The organism is Pseudomonas sp. Fl4BN1, from assembly GCF_009908285.1.
GTDB lineage: Bacteria > Pseudomonadota > Gammaproteobacteria > Pseudomonadales > Pseudomonadaceae > Aquipseudomonas.
The window spans coordinates 1-17,506 of record NZ_JAAARM010000044.1 but is presented as its reverse complement, the minus strand read 5'-3'; the positions used below and the strand labels follow the sequence as shown (position 1 = coordinate 17,506).

General features: G+C 59.0%; 21 protein-coding genes. 19 read left to right on the top strand and 2 right to left on the bottom strand.

The window, feature by feature from the left end; all coding sequences use genetic code 11:
- Positions 1-5: 5 nt before the first annotated feature.
- From GV818_RS29840 to GV818_RS34665, 17 genes are all read left to right on the top strand, one after another.
- On the top strand, positions 6-539 hold the full coding sequence (locus GV818_RS29840) for an HI1506-related protein (protein WP_161778276.1): 534 nt from the start codon (positions 6-8) through the stop codon (positions 537-539).
- Positions 536-1,027, top strand: a complete 492-nt coding sequence (locus GV818_RS29835) for a phage protein Gp36 family protein (protein ID WP_161778275.1) — start codon at positions 536-538, stop codon at positions 1,025-1,027. The genes GV818_RS29840 and GV818_RS29835 overlap by 4 nt, the downstream gene beginning before the upstream one ends.
- Positions 1,027-1,593, top strand: coding sequence for a phage protein Gp37 (locus GV818_RS29830; protein WP_161778274.1), 567 nt, complete (start codon positions 1,027-1,029; stop codon positions 1,591-1,593). Before GV818_RS29835 ends, GV818_RS29830 begins: the two co-directional genes overlap by 1 nt.
- A complete protein-coding gene (locus GV818_RS29825; RefSeq protein WP_161778273.1) occupies positions 1,593-1,787 on the top strand; it encodes a DUF2635 domain-containing protein in 195 nt (64 codons plus the stop codon). Before GV818_RS29830 ends, GV818_RS29825 begins: the two co-directional genes overlap by 1 nt.
- On the top strand, positions 1,784-2,887 hold the full coding sequence (locus GV818_RS29820) for a phage tail sheath subtilisin-like domain-containing protein (RefSeq protein ID WP_161778272.1): 1,104 nt from the start codon (positions 1,784-1,786) through the stop codon (positions 2,885-2,887). Before GV818_RS29825 ends, GV818_RS29820 begins: the two co-directional genes overlap by 4 nt.
- A gap of 16 nt (positions 2,888-2,903) precedes the next feature.
- On the top strand, positions 2,904-3,275 hold the full coding sequence (locus GV818_RS29815; protein ID WP_161778271.1) for a phage tail protein: 372 nt from the start codon (positions 2,904-2,906) through the stop codon (positions 3,273-3,275).
- A gap of 4 nt (positions 3,276-3,279) precedes the next feature.
- Positions 3,280-3,684 carry a hypothetical protein gene (locus tag GV818_RS29810; protein ID WP_161778270.1) on the top strand — a complete coding sequence of 135 codons (405 nt, stop codon included), beginning with the start codon at positions 3,280-3,282 and terminating at the stop codon, positions 3,682-3,684.
- A gap of 161 nt (positions 3,685-3,845) precedes the next feature.
- On the top strand, positions 3,846-6,068 hold the full coding sequence (locus GV818_RS29805) for a phage tail tape measure protein (protein WP_161778269.1): 2,223 nt from the start codon (positions 3,846-3,848) through the stop codon (positions 6,066-6,068).
- On the top strand, positions 6,065-7,390 hold the full coding sequence (locus GV818_RS29800; protein ID WP_161778268.1) for a DNA circularization protein: 1,326 nt from the start codon (positions 6,065-6,067) through the stop codon (positions 7,388-7,390). The genes GV818_RS29805 and GV818_RS29800 overlap by 4 nt, the downstream gene beginning before the upstream one ends.
- On the top strand, positions 7,380-8,507 hold the full coding sequence (locus GV818_RS29795; protein WP_161778267.1) for a phage baseplate assembly protein: 1,128 nt from the start codon (positions 7,380-7,382) through the stop codon (positions 8,505-8,507). Before GV818_RS29800 ends, GV818_RS29795 begins: the two co-directional genes overlap by 11 nt.
- The gene (locus tag GV818_RS29790; RefSeq protein WP_161778266.1) at positions 8,507-9,067 is read left to right on the top strand and encodes a phage baseplate assembly protein domain-containing protein; all 561 of its coding nucleotides are present in this window, start codon (positions 8,507-8,509) and stop codon (positions 9,065-9,067) included. Before GV818_RS29795 ends, GV818_RS29790 begins: the two co-directional genes overlap by 1 nt.
- Positions 9,068-9,104: 37 nt before the next feature.
- Entirely contained in the window at positions 9,105-9,374 is a 270-nt protein-coding gene (locus GV818_RS29785; protein ID WP_161778265.1) for a hypothetical protein, read from the top strand.
- An 81-nt stretch (positions 9,375-9,455) separates the two neighbouring features.
- Complete coding sequence (locus GV818_RS29780) at positions 9,456-9,773, top strand: phage GP46 family protein (protein ID WP_256679561.1); 318 nt, start codon at positions 9,456-9,458, stop codon at positions 9,771-9,773.
- A 1-nt stretch (position 9,774) separates the two neighbouring features.
- Positions 9,775-10,845 (top strand): baseplate J/gp47 family protein, encoded by a 1,071-nt coding sequence (locus GV818_RS29775; protein ID WP_161778263.1) that lies wholly within the window; start codon positions 9,775-9,777, stop codon positions 10,843-10,845.
- The gene (locus GV818_RS29770) at positions 10,842-11,417 is read left to right on the top strand and encodes a YmfQ family protein (protein WP_161778262.1); all 576 of its coding nucleotides are present in this window, start codon (positions 10,842-10,844) and stop codon (positions 11,415-11,417) included. Before GV818_RS29775 ends, GV818_RS29770 begins: the two co-directional genes overlap by 4 nt.
- Positions 11,417-12,400: a hypothetical protein gene (locus tag GV818_RS34670; RefSeq protein ID WP_161778261.1), complete on the top strand. Its 984-nt coding sequence runs from the start codon at positions 11,417-11,419 to the stop codon at positions 12,398-12,400. The genes GV818_RS29770 and GV818_RS34670 overlap by 1 nt, the downstream gene beginning before the upstream one ends.
- Positions 12,397-12,783, top strand: coding sequence for a phage tail assembly chaperone (locus tag GV818_RS34665; RefSeq protein WP_256679558.1), 387 nt, complete (start codon positions 12,397-12,399; stop codon positions 12,781-12,783). Before GV818_RS34670 ends, GV818_RS34665 begins: the two co-directional genes overlap by 4 nt.
- A 658-nt stretch (positions 12,784-13,441) precedes the next feature.
- On the opposite strand, the gene GV818_RS29755 is transcribed toward GV818_RS34665, so the two are convergent.
- Positions 13,442-15,067 (bottom strand): methyl-accepting chemotaxis protein, encoded by a 1,626-nt coding sequence (locus tag GV818_RS29755; RefSeq protein WP_161778260.1) that lies wholly within the window; start codon positions 15,065-15,067, stop codon positions 13,442-13,444.
- 646 nt (positions 15,068-15,713) lie between these two features.
- Positions 15,714-16,142, bottom strand: coding sequence for a MarR family winged helix-turn-helix transcriptional regulator (locus tag GV818_RS29750; RefSeq protein ID WP_161760043.1), 429 nt, complete (start codon positions 16,140-16,142; stop codon positions 15,714-15,716).
- Positions 16,143-16,274: 132 nt separating this feature from the next.
- Between GV818_RS29750 and GV818_RS29745 the strand changes: the two genes are divergently transcribed.
- Positions 16,275-16,643: an antibiotic biosynthesis monooxygenase family protein gene (locus tag GV818_RS29745; protein WP_161778259.1), complete on the top strand. Its 369-nt coding sequence runs from the start codon at positions 16,275-16,277 to the stop codon at positions 16,641-16,643.
- 32 nt (positions 16,644-16,675) lie between these two features.
- Positions 16,676-17,134, top strand: coding sequence for a hypothetical protein (locus tag GV818_RS29740; protein WP_161778258.1), 459 nt, complete (start codon positions 16,676-16,678; stop codon positions 17,132-17,134).
- Positions 17,135-17,506: the final 372 nt, after the last annotated feature.

Genomic DNA, 17,506 nt, shown 5'->3' with positions numbered 1-17,506 from the left:
GATTCATGGCGTTTGTCATTGTTATTACAGCCAAGCGTAACGGCTTCCGCCGTTGTGGCGTTGCTCACTCCGACCAGCCGACTACCTGGCAGCCGGACGATTTCACCGAAGAGCAATGGGAAGCCCTATTCAAAGAGCCTCAGTTGTTTGTCACCACTGGGGAAGTAGATCTGGACTCGGAGCGGGAGCGTAACCATGGACTCACATCGGCCACGTCGTTACCGCAAGCGTCCAACGCCCTGGAAGAAGTCGAGTCGAAAGCGCCTGAAACAGTCGCTGCACCTTTGGGCCATGAGGTCGACCTCCCCATCAGCTCGATCCTGGGCGGCAATGAGTCTGGACCTGATGGTGCGGAACCTGGCCAGGTTGGGTCTTTGACTGGGCAAGGCTCTGGTACTGCGCAGGATGGCGGACTGGGCATCGAGCACCCGGACGGTTCTGACAACGTATCACAAGCCCCGCCACTGGTTGTTGCTGATGAACCTTCCAAGGGCAAGGGCAGACCTTCCAAAACCAAGCCCAAGGACGACGACAAATGAACCTCTCACTGCCATCCGCCACCCAGCTCCTGTTCCGTTTCGGCGACCGCGCCATTACCGAAGTCGCGGTCCCAGACAACAAGCGCGTCATCGAACCGGAGCTGCTGGTGGCGGCTGCCAGTGGCCAGCCCTTGGACGACTGGCCTGACGAGGATGTGGCTATCGCCGTTGCATCGCTGGCCAGGATCGCCGACGCCGTCACTCGGGCGCGCAGTGAAGTTTCGTTTTACCTGCGGTTCCGCCCGGCCGGAGAAGATGCCCCCGAGTGGGTGGCCGATGACCTGGCCGAGATTGCTCGTTATCACCTGTACGACGATGCGGGCAAGGAAGAGTCGACCGTGCGCGTGCTTTACAAGGACGTAATCAAACGCCTGGAAACCCTTGCCAGGGAAGACAAGGAGCGTGGGGCCTCGGATGGTGGGCAGTCTGGTTTCCAGATATCCCAGCAACCCCGGCTCATGAGCCGCAGCACCTTGAGGAACTTGTGATGCTGGGCGAACTGGAGGACTTGATCGAGGCTCGGCTCAATGAGCTGAAAAGCAAGCTGGAGCGCCTGGTGGTGAGCAGCTATGGCGGCGAATTGAGCGACCCTGAACTGTTGTCCGGTTTGCTCAAGCGTTGCCCGGCCATCTTGCTGATGGTGCCCAAGGCGACATTCATTCGCAAAACCAACGCCCGCTATTCGGTGCCGATCACCTTCCGCCTGATCATTGCTACCCGTCACCCTCGGGGCGAAAGGGAAACCCGGCGTGGTACGACAGATAAGGACATCGGTAGCTATGCGCTGTGGGAGGCCTGCATGCACCAGCTCGTGGACTGGCAGCCCTGGATAGGTCGCGCTGCCATCAAGCCGACCGAACTTTCCAACCTGGTCAACGGCAAGTTGGCCAGCGACCACCTTTCCGTCCTGGGTCAGTCGTTCGTTATCGAGCTGGACTGGGAGAAGCCGAAAGAGGCGCTGCCGGAGTTCCTGGGTATTGACTTGAACTACCACTCCCCGTCGGACAACCCCAACCCGGTGGCCACCGACCTAATCGAATTGAGGGACGTGTAATGCACGTTATCGCCGCACCTGGTCAACAGGTGCCAATGGAGGAAGACCCATATCAGTACATCAGCGACCAGCCCGACAAGGCCGTCGATGTACCGGATACCTCCTATTACCGCCGTCGCTTGGCGGCGGGTGAACTGCTGGCTGCGAAGAAACCGCGCAGTGCCAAACAACCCGCACAGGAAGCCGCTGAATGAGCATTTCCTTTGACACCATCCCCGCGTCGATTCGCAAACCCGGCGTGTACATGGAGTTCAACACCAGCCTGGCGGTACGGACACTGCCGACCAACAAGCAAAGCGTCTGCCTGATCGTTCCCCTGGGCGCCGGAGCGACAGTCGGGGCCAACGTGCCGACACCGATCTACAGCGCGGCCGAGGCAAAAGCGCTGTTCGGTGGAACGGTCGCCGAGGAAATGGCCGAGGCGTTTATCACGGCTTATCGCTATGCCAGCCTTTCGGCCGTGGGTGTGGCTGCCGTCGAGGGCGATGATGAACCTGACATCAAGGCTGCCCTGGATGCAACCGCCCTGGGCGGCTTCACTATCTTGGTGCCTGCCTGGTACAGCCAGACCGCGCTCACTGCACTGCGTACCCACATCCAGCTCTATACCAACTCAATGGAACAGCAAGGCATCATCGGCGTTGCGGCGCTGACCAGCACCTTGTCTGCGGCCACCACCTTGGCTACGTCGTTGAACTCCGGCGCTATCAGCCTTGCCGTGCTGCCTGGTACGCCATCGACTGCGCGCCAGGTCGCCGCCGCCTACGCCGCGATGATCGCATCGGAAGAAGACCCAGCCCGGCCACTGAACACCCTAGTATTGACGGGCATCAAGGTGCCGCCAGTCACTCAACGCCTCGGCCGCACCGAGCAGGAAACCGCCCTGGCCAACGGCGTCACGCCGCTGGAGGTTGCAGCCGGTGATGTGATTCAGATTGTCCGCGCCGTGACCACCTACACCAAGTCTGCGGCCGGTGCCACGGATGTGTCGCTGCTGGACCTGACCACCATCCGCATCTTGTATTACGTGCGTATGGCTTGCCGTGACCGTATCCGCTTGCGCTTCCCGCGCTCCAAGCTCTCCAAGAAAACCCCAGAGGCCGTGCGGGGTGAGCTGCTGGACGTGCTGCTCAAGCTGGAAGAGTTGGAGATCGTCGAAGAGGTCGAGGCCAACGCAGCCAGCCTGGTGGTCGAGCGTTCGCTCCAGGACGTAAACCGCCTCAACGCCGCCATTCCCACTGACGTAGTCAACGGCCTGCATGTATTCGCCGGTCGTATCGACCTGCTCCTGTAATAAGAGGTGACTTTAGATGGCTGATAACTATGTGGGACTGATCGTCCTGGAGATCAACGGCACTGACTATGAGGTCTCCAGCGTCGAGCCAAGCCTCAAGACCGGGCGCACAGTTGTAAAAACCATGAACCGCACGGGTCGAGCGACCGGCACGGCCAAAGGTATTGAAGAGCACGAACTGAAAATCTCCGTGCCTATCCCAAAATCCGGCGAGCCGGACTGGCGCGCCTTGCTGGACGCCAAGCTGACCATCTATCCCCAGGATGGCGGCAGTAAGCGCCAGACCTGGACCGGCTGCGCGCTGATGGAGATGGGCAGTAAGTACCAGCATGAAGGCGAAGCCACACGCGACCTGACCATCGCCGCACTGAACTACTACACGGAGTAACGCAATGACTGAGCAAGCGAACAAGCAGTGGGACGGCCTGACCATTACCGGCGAGCTGCGTATCGGCGTTTATTACGCTGGCCTTCGGCACAAGCGCTTCACCCTGCGCGTTGGCATGGCGGGCGACCTAGTCGCAGCACAAGAGCTGCATCCTGATGGTCCCTTTCAACTGACCACCCTTGAAGTGTATCGCCGCCAGTTGCTGTCCTTGGGTGACATTCCGACCGAGGCTCTGACGGTCGAGCTGTTGCGCGAGCAACTCGCCGAAACCGACTTGGCCATCATCGCCAACGCGGATGCTGATCTGGAAAAAAAGCTCGCGCCGCCGAGCGCGGCAACGCCGACTGGCGACGAATCGAGCACACCCTCGTCCGACACGGCTACCGGCTCGACGAACTCCGCCGCATGACCAGGGCGGAGATCGACGCCCGTATCGATCTGATCATCGGCAAGGTCAAGAAAACACGCTACGTCAGCAAGCGCCAGCGCAAGCCACTGCCGAAACCACGATAAGGCCTGGCCCGATTCCGGGCCTTTCTTGTCCCTGTAAGACCCTTTCGGGAGCATCCAATGAGTTCTGATCTGCGCGTAGCGCTTCGTTTCCAAGCTCATGCAGGCAACAGCCGCCGCGAGATCGAGCAGATCAATCGCGATCTTCGCAAGGCGGGCAAGGAAGGCGCCAAGTCCCTGGCGGATGAAAGCTGGAAGGCCTCCACTGCAATAACCAACGTCGGCCGCGTGGGGGCCAACAGCTATAAAACCATCCGTAGCGCCATGCGTGAAACTGCGGGCGCTGGTTCTGGCACGCGGATCGAGGTCAGCAAGACTTCGGCCGAACTCAAGCAGATGGCTGCGACCGCCCGTAAGGCTGCCCGCGATGCCAAGACGGAACTGGTGAGCGCTGACCGCCAGGGCGTGCAGCCGCTGCGCCAGAGCGTTGAGCGAACCGAGTCATCCTTTCGGCGCCTGGCGCAAAACGGTGGGCGCAGTCTTCGCACCTTGAAGACGATTGCTGCGGGTGCCCGCCAGGAGTTCGAGCGCCTGAAAGGTTTGGGCGGAAGTATGCAAGGACAACTGGCTGGGTTGGGTATGGGGGTTGGAGTAGTTTCAGCCCTGAAGAGTAGTGCCCAACTTGAGCGCATGCTGATTCAAACTAAGCAAACAGCAGAAATGTCGGAAGAGCAAAAAGGAGATTGGAAAACCGAAGGTTTTAGAATTGCTAAAGCCTATGGCATTGATCGCTCGGGTGTTGATGGCGGATTTAATACGCTGATCGCTTCCGGCGTAAAATACGATGCTGCAAAGAAAACTGCCGACGCTATCGGTCAGGCGACAGCAATTACCGGCGCTGACTCTTCCGTCTTGGGAAAGGCTGTTGTTGCAGCGTCCAGTGCATTCAATATCGACTTAAACAAAGATGGTGCAGCACTTGACCTGCTGCAAAAAATGACAGTCGCCGGACGACTTGGTAACGCCGAGCTTGAAAACTTGTCTGACTTGTTTCCTAAGATTGGGGGCGCTGCGGCTGCGGCAGGCATGTCGATTGAACAGGCATTAGCATTCACAGAGTCGCTTTCTAAAGTTGAGCTACAGCCTGAAAGGCTTGGCACGCTGGCAGAATCAACCTTGCGAGTGTTCAGTAACAAGCAGTATAGAGATCAGGTTACTAAATCGACTGGTGTTAGTTTCTTCAATAAAGATAAAAGCTCACGTAATCCAGAAGAGGTTTTTAGTGAACTAAAACGTAAGTATGAAGCAATGAAAACCGATGAGCAGCGCGCTAAGTTTATGGGGGTAGTATTCAAAGGAATGGACCAGGACACTGTGCGTGGCTGGCGCAGTATGTTAACCGGTGAACGATTAGACGACTTAAAGTCGGGTTCAAAAGATCTTTATAAAGCTGCACCTATTTACAATAGGGACTTGAAAGAAAATACCGAGAGCACTAGCGGTACAGCTGCTCGGATGAAAGCCACACTAGCCGAAGCTATTGACCGCATGGCGAGTCCTTTAAACAAGAGCTTCGCTGACATGGGCAGTTACCTGCTCGATGACCTGAACTTGTCCGGTGAACAGATGCTGGCTGGCGGTGCTGCCCTGGGTGTTGGTGGTTACTACGCCGGACGTGGTGCCAAAGCTGGTGTCGGTGCGCTGTTCAACAAGCTCACGGGCGGGCCTGAAACCCTCAAAAATATTGCGGTCGGTAAAGTCCTGGAGGAAGCGACAGGCGTTACTTCTGTCTTCGTCACCAACTGGCCGAACGGTATGCTTGGCGGCGTGCCGGATCTGCCTGGCGCGCCATCTTCCGGTAAGGGCAAGCCGGGCGGTTTTGTCGCGCCATGGTTGGCACCTGTGGCCTTGGGTGCAAGTGCCACGCAGATTGGCGGGGCAAGTGCGACCGCCACAGACGAAGGCCGCCTGGATGCTGCCCAGCGCAGCAAGTTGCTCAACGATGACCAGCGCACCTACCAAACCGCCTTTTACCGCAATCGTATAGACCTGGCCGGACAGAACCCCGACCAATCATCTGACTGGCTGTCGTCTCAGGCCCAACGCTTGGCACACCAGCAAACCGGCTTAACGGCATCGGGCTTGCCGGTCGATGGGGCCAATCAGTGGGCCGCTGGGGTCGCGAATCGCGCCGTGTCCGCTGGGGCTGAAACGCCTGCCGCCATGGCGCGCCTACAACGCCTTCTGGACCAGCCCCTGGTCATTGAGCTGCGCACCGACTCAAACATGATCCAGGCCGAGGTTGAGCGCCGAGCGGACATCCAAATGAGGCGCGGCGGATGAGTTGGTCAGAAACCCTGCTGGATGCCTCCTTTCGAGGTGTTCCGCTCTTGGTCGTTGACGAAAGCCTGCAATGGCAGCGGGCGCTGTCCGAACATGGAACACCATTTAAGGATGGTGACAGCGTGGTCGACCTGGGTCGGGGGGCACGTCGCGTCCCGATGCAGCTCATCGTTTACGGCAAAAACTACGAGATTGAGCTACAGAACCTTCTGCTGGCACTGGGTCAGCGTGGCCCTGGTGAACTGATCCACCCGATTTACGGCAGCATGAGTGTCGTCTCGCAAAACGTCGAGGTGAAACACGTTGCAGACCGCCCCGACGCTGCAATGGTTAGCCTGCTGTTTGTCGAGGACACCCCCGACTTAGCGTTTTTTGCCCGGCAGTTTGAGTTCGTCGATATCGGTGTGCTTGAACAGGAGGACCAGTATCGCTGGCAGGACGGCATCTTCGATTTGTTCGGCCGCGTCGATTCCCTGGTCGCGGAGATTCAGTCGTGGATCGGTGGCGGTTGGGTCGGGCTGATCGAGAAAGCGCTCGGCCTGCCAGGTATCTTTCTGCGCGTGCAGCAGCTGCGGTCACAGATCCTAGGCGTAGTGTCTGGTGTTGCGTCGATGGCTAAGCATTCCTCGGCGGCATTCGATCCTCTGACGGACCTGTTCCGCACGCCGACGCAGATCCGTGGCTCGATCAGTGACAGCACGCCCAGCACGTCGACGGCACTGCTGGCCCGCAGTGGCATTCCGGCGACCATGCCAGGCGCTGACACCTTGACCACAGATGCTGCGCAGGTTGCCAATGCTTTCTTGATCAGTGCCCGCCAAGGTGTTGCCCCTGATGCGGACAGGCTGCCCGACGGTATGCCTGACGATCCGGTCGAGGCCAGTGCGTTCGCGCTCGTTGTCCTGGTCGTCACCGAGCTTGCCGCAGCCCACGCGCTGGCGGTGGCCACAGTGATCGAGGATGAAGCCAGCACGCCGACACTGAGCCCCTTGGAACTGGAGGGTCTGGTTAACCTGGTGCGCTCCTTGGTCCAGGGGGCAATCCTGCTCCAGCGTCGATTGTATGACGTGGAAAACTCCCGTCCCGTCATTGAGGCCCTGCGCAATACCGCCGCGATGATCCAGGCCCGAGCCCGGCAGGTGATCTTGCAGAGCCCGCCTATGGTCGAGCGCATGGTCGAGACTCCGGCCAGCCTGCGCCTGTTGGCCCATCGCTGGTACGGCGACCACGCCCGCGCTCTTGAGCTGATCAGGCTTAACCCTGATCTGAACACCCCACACAATATCCCGGCCGGTAAGGTGCTGCGTGCTTATGCTGAATGATTCTGCTCCGTCTATCCGACTGTCTATTGGCGGCCTGTTCCACGAAGCCTGGGATGGCTGGTCGGTTGAGTCTGATCTGTTGACCCCGGCCGATGCCTTCGAATTGGAGCTGCACACAAAGAATGCCGCGCGCTTGCCTGACGTGATCAAAGAGGGCGCACCTTGTTCATTGACATTGGACGGCGACCGCGTGTTGACCGGGCAGATTGATGAGTTTGAGCACGATGTCTCGCGCCAGGGTATCAACATGCGTATCAACGGCCGCGACCGTGCAGCCCCCTTGGTCGACTGCTCTGCACCTTTCGTGTCCATGCGCGAAGCGTCCCTGGCGCAGATCCTTGACCAGGTGGTAAAGCCCCTGGGCACGTACCAGGTCGAGATCCGTGCCGACCAAGCCAAGACTCGGCGGCGCATCCAGATCGAGCCTGGCCAGACCGCTTGGGAAGCATTGCTCCAGGTCGCCGAGGCCAACGGCTTATGGCCATGGGTCGAGCCAGACGGGCGTCTGGTTATCGGCGGGCCGGACTACAGCGCACCGCCCGTGGGTACGCTGATCCTGCGCGAGGATGGCGTGGGCAACAACGTCCAGCGCCTGAGCGTCCGGCACTCGATAGCCAACTGCTACAGCCAGATAACCGTCCTCGGGCAGCACGGCCAGTACGACAACGATGGCCTGGATACCAAACGCTCCCACCTGCGTTCGGTTATTCAAGATGAGACGCTGTCACGTCGCGGGATCTTCCGGCCCAAGGTCGTTATCGATAGCTCCAGCGAGAACCAGGACATGGCCACCACCCGCGCACGAAAGCTGCTGGCCGACAGTCGGCTGGAGGGGTTCGAGATCCGCGCCATCGTCAAAGGGCACCGCGCCGATAATGGCCAGGTCTGGAGCCCTGGTCAGCGTGTAATCGTCCGCAGTGAACCCCACGGGCTGGATGCCACCTACTTTCTGATGTCCCGCACCCTGCGGCTGTCTCGTGGCGAGGGGGCTATCACCGAGCTGCGCCTGCGTGAAGACAAGATGTGGGTGCTTGACGGGAACAAGGTCAAGACGCGCAAAGGTAAGGACAAGTCTGGTTCGGACGCGGCCTTTGTCGAAATGATCAAGGCTCTCTGATGAGCAGCCTACCGCGCCTGGTGCGCGAGCAAGTCGCCCGAGTCATGAGCAACGTTCGCCAGGCCTTCCGTGCCGTTGCAGCCAGGAACACCCACGGAACCTTGATCGGTGTCGAAATGGAGGGCCTTTCGGGTGAGTCGGTTTCAGGCGAGCTGTTCCAGCACTACGGATTCAGCTCGGCGCCGCTCCCCGGTGCCGAGTACCTGGTTATCCCCGTGGGCGGCAATAGCAAACACGCTGTGGTGGTGGCGAGCGAGGACGGGCGCTATCGTCTAACGCTCCAGGACGGCGAAGTATCGCTATACACCGATGAGGGCGATTACATCCACATGAAGCGCGGCCGGTTGATTGAGGTCGTAACCGATGACCTGGTGATCAAGGTCAAGAATAAGGTGCGCTTTGAAACGCCCATGGTCGAGATGACAGGCGACCAGCATGTTGATGGTGGCATAAAGGCTGAAGCGGAAATCATTGACCATACTCGCTCCATGCAGGCGGACCGAGATATCTATAACCTCCATAAGCATGGAGCAGGACCTACTCCAACACCACAGCAATAAGCTGTGTTAGTTTTTGGGACTCTCAATGGAGGTGTTAATGACGAAGATTGTTCAAATCATTCCTTGCAGCGATTGGTATCTCGTTGGCGAAAAAAACGATGTGGTGCACGGCATTGTTGAGCCACTCGCTGCATGGGCTTTGCTAGAAGATGGCACTATTATTGGCCTGATCGTAGATCATGAAACCAATCAGGTAGCCAATCGCCTAACACTTGCATCAAATATCAAAGAGCCGACGCATTACGCCCACATCAACGAGTTAAGCGCCGCAAATCGGGCACTAGCAGGTCTGCCCAAAAAACCTTAAGCGGCCCTGAAATACACTTCCCTCATGTAACCCTGCACCATGCCCCTCATGGACGCAGGCATAAACCCAACCACTGGCGACTTGACGGGCCAGCGTATCAATACGCTGGCGAACGCCGTTTACATTCGCCTCATGACACCCCTCGGCACCTGGTGGAAAGACCCGGCCCTGGGCTCACGCCTGCATGAACTTCGTCGCGAAAAGGATCTGCCCCGAGTGGGTATCCTAGCCAAGCAATACGCCGAGCAAGCCCTCAAGCCGCTGTTCGATGATGGCCGCGCCAAGAAGATCACTATCACCGCCGAGCAGCCCCACAACGGCTGGCTCGACCTGCAAATTGACATCATCGACGCCACCGGCAATCCGCAGGTGTTTCGCCAACCTGTACGAGTGATCTGATATGGCCTTTTCTGCGCCTGCCCTGGAAAGCATTCTCGCCGCGATCTTGCGCGACATTCGCAACCTTCAGCCCGAGGCTGATATCGGCACCGACAGTGACAACTATGTGCGCTCAACTGCCGTTGCTGCGGCTGTCGAGGGCCTGTATCAGAAGCTCGCTTGGGTGTATCGCCAGATCTTCCCTGACACCGCAGACGAAGAGGAACTGGTGCATGCGGCTGCCATTCGGGGAGTGCTGCGTAAGGGTGCGGTAGCCGCGACAGGGACCGTCGCGCTGAAAGGTGCTGTAGGTGTCGAGTTGTTGCCAGGGGCCACCCTCACTCATGTTGTGACCGGCGAGAAGTTCGACGCATTAGCTAGCGCGACAATTGGCACCGATGGCACTGCAACCGTTCTTGTTCAGGCGCAGACAGTCGGCGCCCAACTCAACAAGCTGACTGGTGGCCTTGTACTCATCAGCCCGCCGTTGGGCATGGATTCGGCTGCCAGCTTCATTGGTGAGACTACCGGTGGTGATGACCAGGAAAGGACAGAGTCCTTGCTTGCCCGGCTCCTTGACCTCATGCAGTCGCCGCCTGCTGGTGGCACGGCTTATGACTTCAAGCGCTGGGCCAGAAGCGTGGACGGTGTGGCAGATGCCTTGGTACTGCCTATGCGGCGCGGTGCGGGCACTGTCGACGTGGTGATCACCGCCAGCACCGGCACCCCATCTGCCGAAGTCATAGCAAACTGCAAGGAATTCATTCTGGGCGAGTGCTCGGTAATTGCAGATGTGTGGGTTTATGCCCCGTTGGTCCGCACAGTCGATTCCGCCGCTCTTGTAGAGCTAGCGGACGGCTACAAGCTTGCTGACGTGCAAGCGGCCGCACAGGTCGCCTACAACACATTGCTCGGGGCACTCAAGCCTCGCGAGATGCTCAAGCGCTCACAGATTGAGGCCATGCTCAACAATCTTGCAGGGGTTACAGATCGCTCCGTTACTGCCCCGGCCGGAAACGTCAAAGCGTCTGATGACGCAGGCCTAATCGGCTGGATTCGTCCCGGAGCAATCACATTGGGGCTGATGGAATGACGAGTCTTGCCGACCAGCTCCGGCTGCTGCTCCCACCAGTTTCCTATGACGGCTCGGCGCCGCGCCTATCGGCTGCCATCGAAGCCGAGGCCAGTGCGCTGACACTTTCCGATGCTCAAGCCGAGGCGACTTACAGCGCCATTTTTGCCGACTCTGGAATGGGGCTCAGCGACTGGGAGCGCGTTCTTGCGTTGCCTGATCCTTGCCTTGTTGGTGTGCCGCAATCGGTTCGCCAGCGTGTGCAGGCGGTTGTCAGCAAGTTGCAAGGTCGTGGCGGTCAGAGTCGATCCTTTTTTATCGCTCTGGCCAAGTCCCTGGGCTACGACATAACCATCGACACCTTTCGCCCAGCTTGTGCAGGCATGGCGCGAGCTGGCGACCCAATCAACGGTGGCGACTGGGCATTCACATGGCGCGTCAACGCGCCAGCGGTGACTGTGAGTCAGGCCGTTGCAGGGATCACTGGAGCGGGTGACCCGCTGGCGTCCTGGGGCAACAAGTCCCTTGAGTGCAGGCTCAGTCAAATGAAGCCCGCCGAATCCATTCTGCTGTTCGGTTACGGAGACAACTAATGCAAAAGATCGGTGCAAGTACCGCGTCGGCAAACGCCTCTGGTGAGTTCACCGAGGGCAATCCTGGAGCGGGAGTCGCAGCTACGCTGCTCAAGGCTGCATGGTTAAACGCAATACAGCGTGAGCTGGTTCAACTTGTAGAGGGCGCGGGTCTGACCCTGGACGCTGCTGACGACTCTCAAATTTTGAAGGCCATCCAGGCTATTCAGGCCAAAGCAAATACCTGGCTGAAGCTCAGCGGCAAGCCGACCACCGTTGTGGGCTTTGGTATCACTGATGTGTTTACCAAGCTAGAGACTACGGCCGCAATTCAACAAAGGGTTGCTGACTTGGTTGCCTCGTCACCTGCGGCCTTGGACACGCTCAAGGAGTTGGCTGATGCATTGGGCAATGATCCGAACTTCGCGGTTACGATGACGAACGCGCTAGCTGGAAAGGCCAGCAAAGCGACTACGCTTGCGGGCTATGGTATTAACAACGCTTACACGAGGGACGAGGCGAATAGTAAATTTATGACCGCGCTTGGCTTTCCCCCTGTACAGCAAGGTACAGGTGTAGGTCAGACGCCCAATCTAGTTAAGATCGGTTGGTCAGCGTCGGGCCTCAAGGCGACCGTTGACACGACCGACTTTGGTGTGTTCTGGCTGTCATCAAATTTTGATCCGAATAACTATGTAAGAAAAGCCGAGCTGCTGCCGGATTTTGGCGTGTCGCAAAGTTGGCAAGATGTCACCGCTTTGCGGGCATTATCCGTTACATATTCGAATAGTACCGCCAGGGCGATAGCCTTGAGTGTTTCAAGCAGTGTTTCACAAAATGGCACGCTGAGCATTTTTGTGGGTGGTGTGGTGGTGTTTACGCAGACAGTGAACAACGCCACTTCAGGATCTGTCGTTACCGGGACCACATTGGTCCCGCCTGGGGCGACGTATCAGGTCACAGCGAGTTATTACACCATCGCTAAATGGTCGGAGTTCAGATGATGATTAGCGGAAAATATTTTACTGATGCGGAAAATGGTATCTATTGGCTAAGCAGTGATGATCTTGAGCAAGCAAAGCTGAATGGCTTTGAGCTTCCAGCTCCTGATTGGATCGAGATTGAAGAGCCGTTAGCACAGATGTCTGTGCCTGACCTCGTTGCTCAAGAGCGAGCTTGGCGTGACAGTGAAATGGCATCGGTCATGTGGCTGCGAGAGCGGCACCGGGATCAGCTTGAGATTGGTAAAACCACACTGACCCGGGCCCAGTTCAGCGATTTGCTGACGTACATACAAGCATTGCGTGATTGGCCACAGTCGACCGTGTTTCCAGATACTCAGAGGCGCCCAGATCGTCCGGCTTGGATTGTCGAGTTGGCCCAATAGCTCTGGGTAAAGGTTATGCCAAACAAATCGCGATTATTGAGTGGATTATAGCAGGGCAGCTGTGCCAATTAGCGCGTTAAATGGTGTCAAATCCGGCGCTTGCTTACAGCCGGCGAAGAGGCCCTCAAGTCATGCATCGTTCTGGCGGACGCCTTCGCTGGCAAGCTAGCTCCTACGGGGCGGTACACACGGCCTCATCCTCAGGCCGGCCGCAAGGCCGCCGTCAGATTTTGATCTTGATCTGCCTGCCCCCTTAACCACGATGGCCGAACGCAGGCATTGAGCCGTGGGTAACCCGGCAGGGATGCCGGGTTAGCCGCCCCAGGCCATGGATGGCCTGTGGCGGCGGCCCACGGATCAATGCCGGAGAGAGGGCATGCCGAGCCTTAGCGAGGCACCGAGTGGAGGGGCAGAAGCCCTTTGGTTACTTTGGGCTGGGCCGGCATTCCGGCTTTTCCAAAGTGACTCGCTGTAAGAGCGAAACCATAAGCCGCCGTGACCGCAGCAACGGATATGTCCCCCCCCACAAAGGACGAGCGGTGTCGCAGGAAACTCCGCGTCATCGTTAACAAGCTTCGCTGGCAAGCCAGCTCCTACGAGGCACGGGGTCACCCTCCGACGCCAGGCGTCTCCCCCCTTGGCCAGGGCCAACGCCCTATCAAACCTTGAACCGCGCCACCAGCCGGTTCAACTCAATCGCCAGATTGGCCATCTCCCCACAAGCACTGGCCGTCTGACTGGCCCCCGCCGAACTCTGAATCGACAGCTCGCGAATACTGGTCAGGTTCTGATCCGCCTCACGCGCCACCTGCGCCTGTTCTTCCGAAGCCGTGGCAATCAACAGATTGCGTTCATTGATCTGGCTAATCGCCTGGGCAATCTGCTTGAGCGACACATCCGCGTTCTGCGCCACCGAAATCGAGCTGTTGGCCATCTCGGCACTGACGTTCATCGCACTCACTGCCTGGGTCGAGTCGGCCTGGATCGCGGTGATCATCTGTTCGATTTCCTGGGTCGACTGCTGGGTGCGGTGGGCCAGGGCCCGTACTTCATCGGCCACCACCGCAAAGCCACGGCCTTGCTCGCCGGCACGGGCGGCTTCGATGGCGGCGTTGAGGGCCAGCAGGTTGGTCTGCTCAGCAATCGCGCGAATCACTTCCACCACTTTGCTGATGTCCTGGGCCCGGCTGGACAGGGCCTTGACCTGCTCGCCGGTGCTGGCGACGTTGCCGGCCAGGCCTTCGATGGCTTTCAGGGTCTGCGCCACGTTGTCGATGCCGGAGCGGGTGAACTCCATGGACTCACGGGAAGACTGGGCCGCGGCGTCGGCATTGCGTGCAACTTCATCTACCGCAGCACTCATTTCGGTCACCGCTGTGGCCGCCTGATTGACCTCGTCGTTCTGCCGTACCAGCCCACGGCTGGCGTCTTCGGTCACGGCGGTCATTTCTTCCGAGGCCGAGGCCAGTTGAGTGGAGGAATCGGCGATGTGGGCGATGGTTTCCCGCAGGTTGGTCTGCATCTGCGCCAGGGCCGCCAGCAGGCGACCGGCTTCATCGCGGCCACTGACCCCGATCTCCCGGGACAGGTCGCTGCCGGCGATGCGCTCGGCCACGGCCAGGGCGTCGCTGAGGGGCGAGGTGATGCTGCGGGTCAGCACCGCGGCCAGAACGATAGTGAGCACGACGGTAACCGCCAGCAGGCCAATCACCAGGGTCACGCCACTGCTGTAGATCGACGCGGCTTGCTGCCCTGCCCCCTTGGCGCCCTCGTCGTTGAAGTCCGAGAGCTTGTCCATCTTCTCCTGCAGGGAGTTGGTCATGGGGCTGATGCGGGTGTTGATCAGGGCGATGGCCGCGGCATTGTCACCGCTGCGCAGCAGGGGTTCCAACTGGTCCAGCAGCTTGAAGTAGTCCTGGGCGTCACTGGCCACCGCCTGGTACAGCTCGCGCTCCGCCGACCCCGAGATCAACGGCGCGTAGTTGCTGAGGGTGCCCTGCAGCGTGTTGCGATAACCGCTCAACGCGGCGATGCGGGTTTGTCGCTGCTGTTCATCGGTGGTCACGGTAATCCGCAGGCTTTCCAGGCGCAGGCGCAAGGTGCCGGCCTTCATCTTGCCGATCTCGCGAATGCTCGCCATCCAGTTGTTTTCAACATCCTGCTCGGATTCTCGCAGCTTGCCCATTTGCAGCACGGCGACGATACCCAGCACAAAAACCACTAGGACAATGAGTGAGAAAAAAGCGGCAGATCTTGGAGCAAGGTTCATTGTCCTAACGTTCATTTTTTATCTCTCTAATGGAATGGTCGGTATTTCACAGCAGTGACTCCACGTTATCGACGCAAAGTCATGAAGCTATAAGCCACTCGACGATTGGGTTAACGCTCCCTTCAACCAGGCATCGTCGCTGCACATTCCCAGACAGCCGGGACTCCCGGTTTCATACCGCTACGCTCATTGCTCCAAAGTCCATGGATAAGGGCAGTGACAGACATGCCACTGCCGCTAGGCGCCACCCTGGCGGGTCAATATCGGTAACGCCGCGCAGCATCCCACTGCTGTTTTTCAGAGCGTGGGCAGCGCCAGCACAGCGTTACGCAGACAGTGCCTAAGAACCTTTATCAAATAATGGCTTTTAGTCATCACGACGGCTTCAGGTATGCCATAAAAACATTCCGCTGGCGTGAATTTTTTGTGCTGAGTGCCGTGCAAACCGCAATCGAGTGGGATTGCCAGAATCGAGTGCGAAGTGCAAACAGAGGCCAAGTGACGCGCTGCTTCTGAATGATCCTGACTGCAGGTTTAGCCTCTCCTGCAAGCGCGCCACCTGGCGCCTTCGCAGGCTGCGCCAGCTCCTGCGGAGGGAGGAGTTTCTCGTCTTCGGATGCCGTCTGGCTGATGCAGCTGACGGCTGCCGAATGCCGACCGCTCAGTCTCCCTGGTCCTGCTCAAGCCGGTTGCGCAACTGGTTCAGAACACGGTGGGTCGTCTGGATCTCATCGACCTCCAGCCCTTGCGCAAGCTCGTTGATCCAGGGCGCTTGCAGCTTCAATGCCTGATCGAATGCCGCTTTTCCAGCGTCCGTCAGCAGCACCAGTTGCGCCCGGCGGTGGTGGGGGTTCGGCTGGAACTCCAGTAAGCCGTCCGCCACCAGATCGTTGACGATGCGCTGAACGTTTTGCCGATTGGCGCCCATGTCGCGGGCGATCCATGAGACGGGCTGCGCCCGATCGGCAGCGATGATCGTGCCAAGCAGCTGCCAGCGGGCGCTGGTGAGACCTATCTCGGAAACGAGGCGATCACCTGCGGTGAGCATGCGCGCACTGGCTCGAAAGAGCTCGAGGACCAGGTCGGTCATGGCGCGTCCAGCGGGGGTGTGGTTTGGTTTTTTCATGCCGCGAACTTTTCCACATTGACACCATGATGTCAATCGAGCTAGTTTTCACACATCGCACCACTTTGTCATCATGTTTACATTATGGAGGCCGTCATGTTGTCCATCCGCCCGCTCGATCCTGTGGTTCCCATTCACCAGCAGCTCCAGTGCAGCGAATCGCCGGTGGTGCTGGTCAACCTGTTCACCGTCGACCAGGACGATATCCCCGACCTGCTGCGTGCCTGGGAGCTGGATGCCAACTGGATGAAACAGCGTGCCGGGTACATTTCCACCCAGCTCCATCAAGCCATCGGTGGCAGCTGCATGTTCTTGAACTACGCGGTATGGGAGTCGGTGGAGCGCTTTCGCGAAGCCTTCAATCACGCGGATTTCGCCAACGCCCTGGGCCGCTACCCCTCCAGTGCCCTGGCCATGCCCCATCTGTTCACCAAGGTCGCCGTGCCGAATATCTGCACGGCATGAGCAACGCCCCATTGACTGACGGTATTCGACCCATGCTCAAACGACTCCACCTGAGCGCCAGCCTGCTGGCCCTGCTGTGCATCGCCACGTTCTTTGTATCGACCCTGCTGGTGGAAGGCATGGGAACCCGGCATTCCATCGCCCAGCTCAAGCACCTGATTGTCAGCCCAGGGCTCTGGGTGCTGATCCCGGCGATGGCCCTGGCGGGAGCCAGCGGTATGGGGCTGAGCCGGGCACGACAGGGACGCCTGATCGCCTCGAAGAAAAAGCGCATGCCCTTGATTGCCGCCAACGGCCTGTTGGTGCTCGTGCCCTGCGCAATTGCGCTCAACCAATGGGCGTCGGCAGGCAGCTTCGACACGGGGTTTTACCTGGTGCAGATCATCGAACTGATCGCTGGGGCCACCAACCTCACATTGATGGGGTTGAACGTGCGCGATGGTCTGCGGCTTAGCGGTCGCTTGCAGAGGGCCATGCCTCAGGGCCGGTAGGCCATGCGTTGCCTGGGCCGACGCCTTCGCTGGCAAGCCAGCTCCTACGGTGGCCCAACCACCACACATCTCTGTAGGAGCCGGCTTGCCGGCGAAGAGGCCCATAAGCCATGCAGCGCCTGGGCCGACGCCTTCGCTGGCAAGCCAGCGCCTACGGTGGCCCAACCACCACATATCTCTGTAGGAGCCGGCTTGCCGGCGAAGAGGCCCGTAAGCCATGCAGCGCCTGGGCCGACGCCTTCGCTGGCAAGCTGTTGTGGCTCAATGTTCCTGGACCACTCTGTAGGAGTTTCAACCTAAGGAAGCATCATGGGATTTCGGGTCGTTACCGCTGAAGAAAAGGCTGAAGCCATTCGCTTGGTCGTGGAGATG

Coding starts and splice junctions, on each gene's coding strand:
- GV818_RS29770 (WP_161778262.1), top strand. CDS start 10,842: ATGACGAGTCTTGCCGACCAGCTCCGGCTGCTGCTCCCACCAGTTTCC.
- GV818_RS29810 (WP_161778270.1), top strand. CDS start 3,280: ATGACTGAGCAAGCGAACAAGCAGTGGGACGGCCTGACCATTACCGGC.
- GV818_RS34665 (WP_256679558.1), top strand. CDS start 12,397: ATGATGATTAGCGGAAAATATTTTACTGATGCGGAAAATGGTATCTAT.
- GV818_RS29800 (WP_161778268.1), top strand. CDS start 6,065: ATGAGTTGGTCAGAAACCCTGCTGGATGCCTCCTTTCGAGGTGTTCCG.
- GV818_RS29745 (WP_161778259.1), top strand. CDS start 16,275: ATGTTGTCCATCCGCCCGCTCGATCCTGTGGTTCCCATTCACCAGCAG.
- GV818_RS29740 (WP_161778258.1), top strand. CDS start 16,676: ATGCTCAAACGACTCCACCTGAGCGCCAGCCTGCTGGCCCTGCTGTGC.
- GV818_RS29755 (WP_161778260.1), bottom strand. CDS start 15,067: ATGAACGTTAGGACAATGAACCTTGCTCCAAGATCTGCCGCTTTTTTC.
- GV818_RS29830 (WP_161778274.1), top strand. CDS start 1,027: ATGCTGGGCGAACTGGAGGACTTGATCGAGGCTCGGCTCAATGAGCTG.
- GV818_RS29820 (WP_161778272.1), top strand. CDS start 1,784: ATGAGCATTTCCTTTGACACCATCCCCGCGTCGATTCGCAAACCCGGC.
- GV818_RS29795 (WP_161778267.1), top strand. CDS start 7,380: ATGCTGAATGATTCTGCTCCGTCTATCCGACTGTCTATTGGCGGCCTG.
- GV818_RS29825 (WP_161778273.1), top strand. CDS start 1,593: ATGCACGTTATCGCCGCACCTGGTCAACAGGTGCCAATGGAGGAAGAC.
- GV818_RS29750 (WP_161760043.1), bottom strand. CDS start 16,142: ATGACCGACCTGGTCCTCGAGCTCTTTCGAGCCAGTGCGCGCATGCTC.
- GV818_RS29840 (WP_161778276.1), top strand. CDS start 6: ATGGCGTTTGTCATTGTTATTACAGCCAAGCGTAACGGCTTCCGCCGT.
- GV818_RS29790 (WP_161778266.1), top strand. CDS start 8,507: ATGAGCAGCCTACCGCGCCTGGTGCGCGAGCAAGTCGCCCGAGTCATG.
- GV818_RS29815 (WP_161778271.1), top strand. CDS start 2,904: ATGGCTGATAACTATGTGGGACTGATCGTCCTGGAGATCAACGGCACT.
- GV818_RS29775 (WP_161778263.1), top strand. CDS start 9,775: ATGGCCTTTTCTGCGCCTGCCCTGGAAAGCATTCTCGCCGCGATCTTG.
- GV818_RS34670 (WP_161778261.1), top strand. CDS start 11,417: ATGCAAAAGATCGGTGCAAGTACCGCGTCGGCAAACGCCTCTGGTGAG.
- GV818_RS29805 (WP_161778269.1), top strand. CDS start 3,846: ATGAGTTCTGATCTGCGCGTAGCGCTTCGTTTCCAAGCTCATGCAGGC.
- GV818_RS29835 (WP_161778275.1), top strand. CDS start 536: ATGAACCTCTCACTGCCATCCGCCACCCAGCTCCTGTTCCGTTTCGGC.
- GV818_RS29785 (WP_161778265.1), top strand. CDS start 9,105: ATGACGAAGATTGTTCAAATCATTCCTTGCAGCGATTGGTATCTCGTT.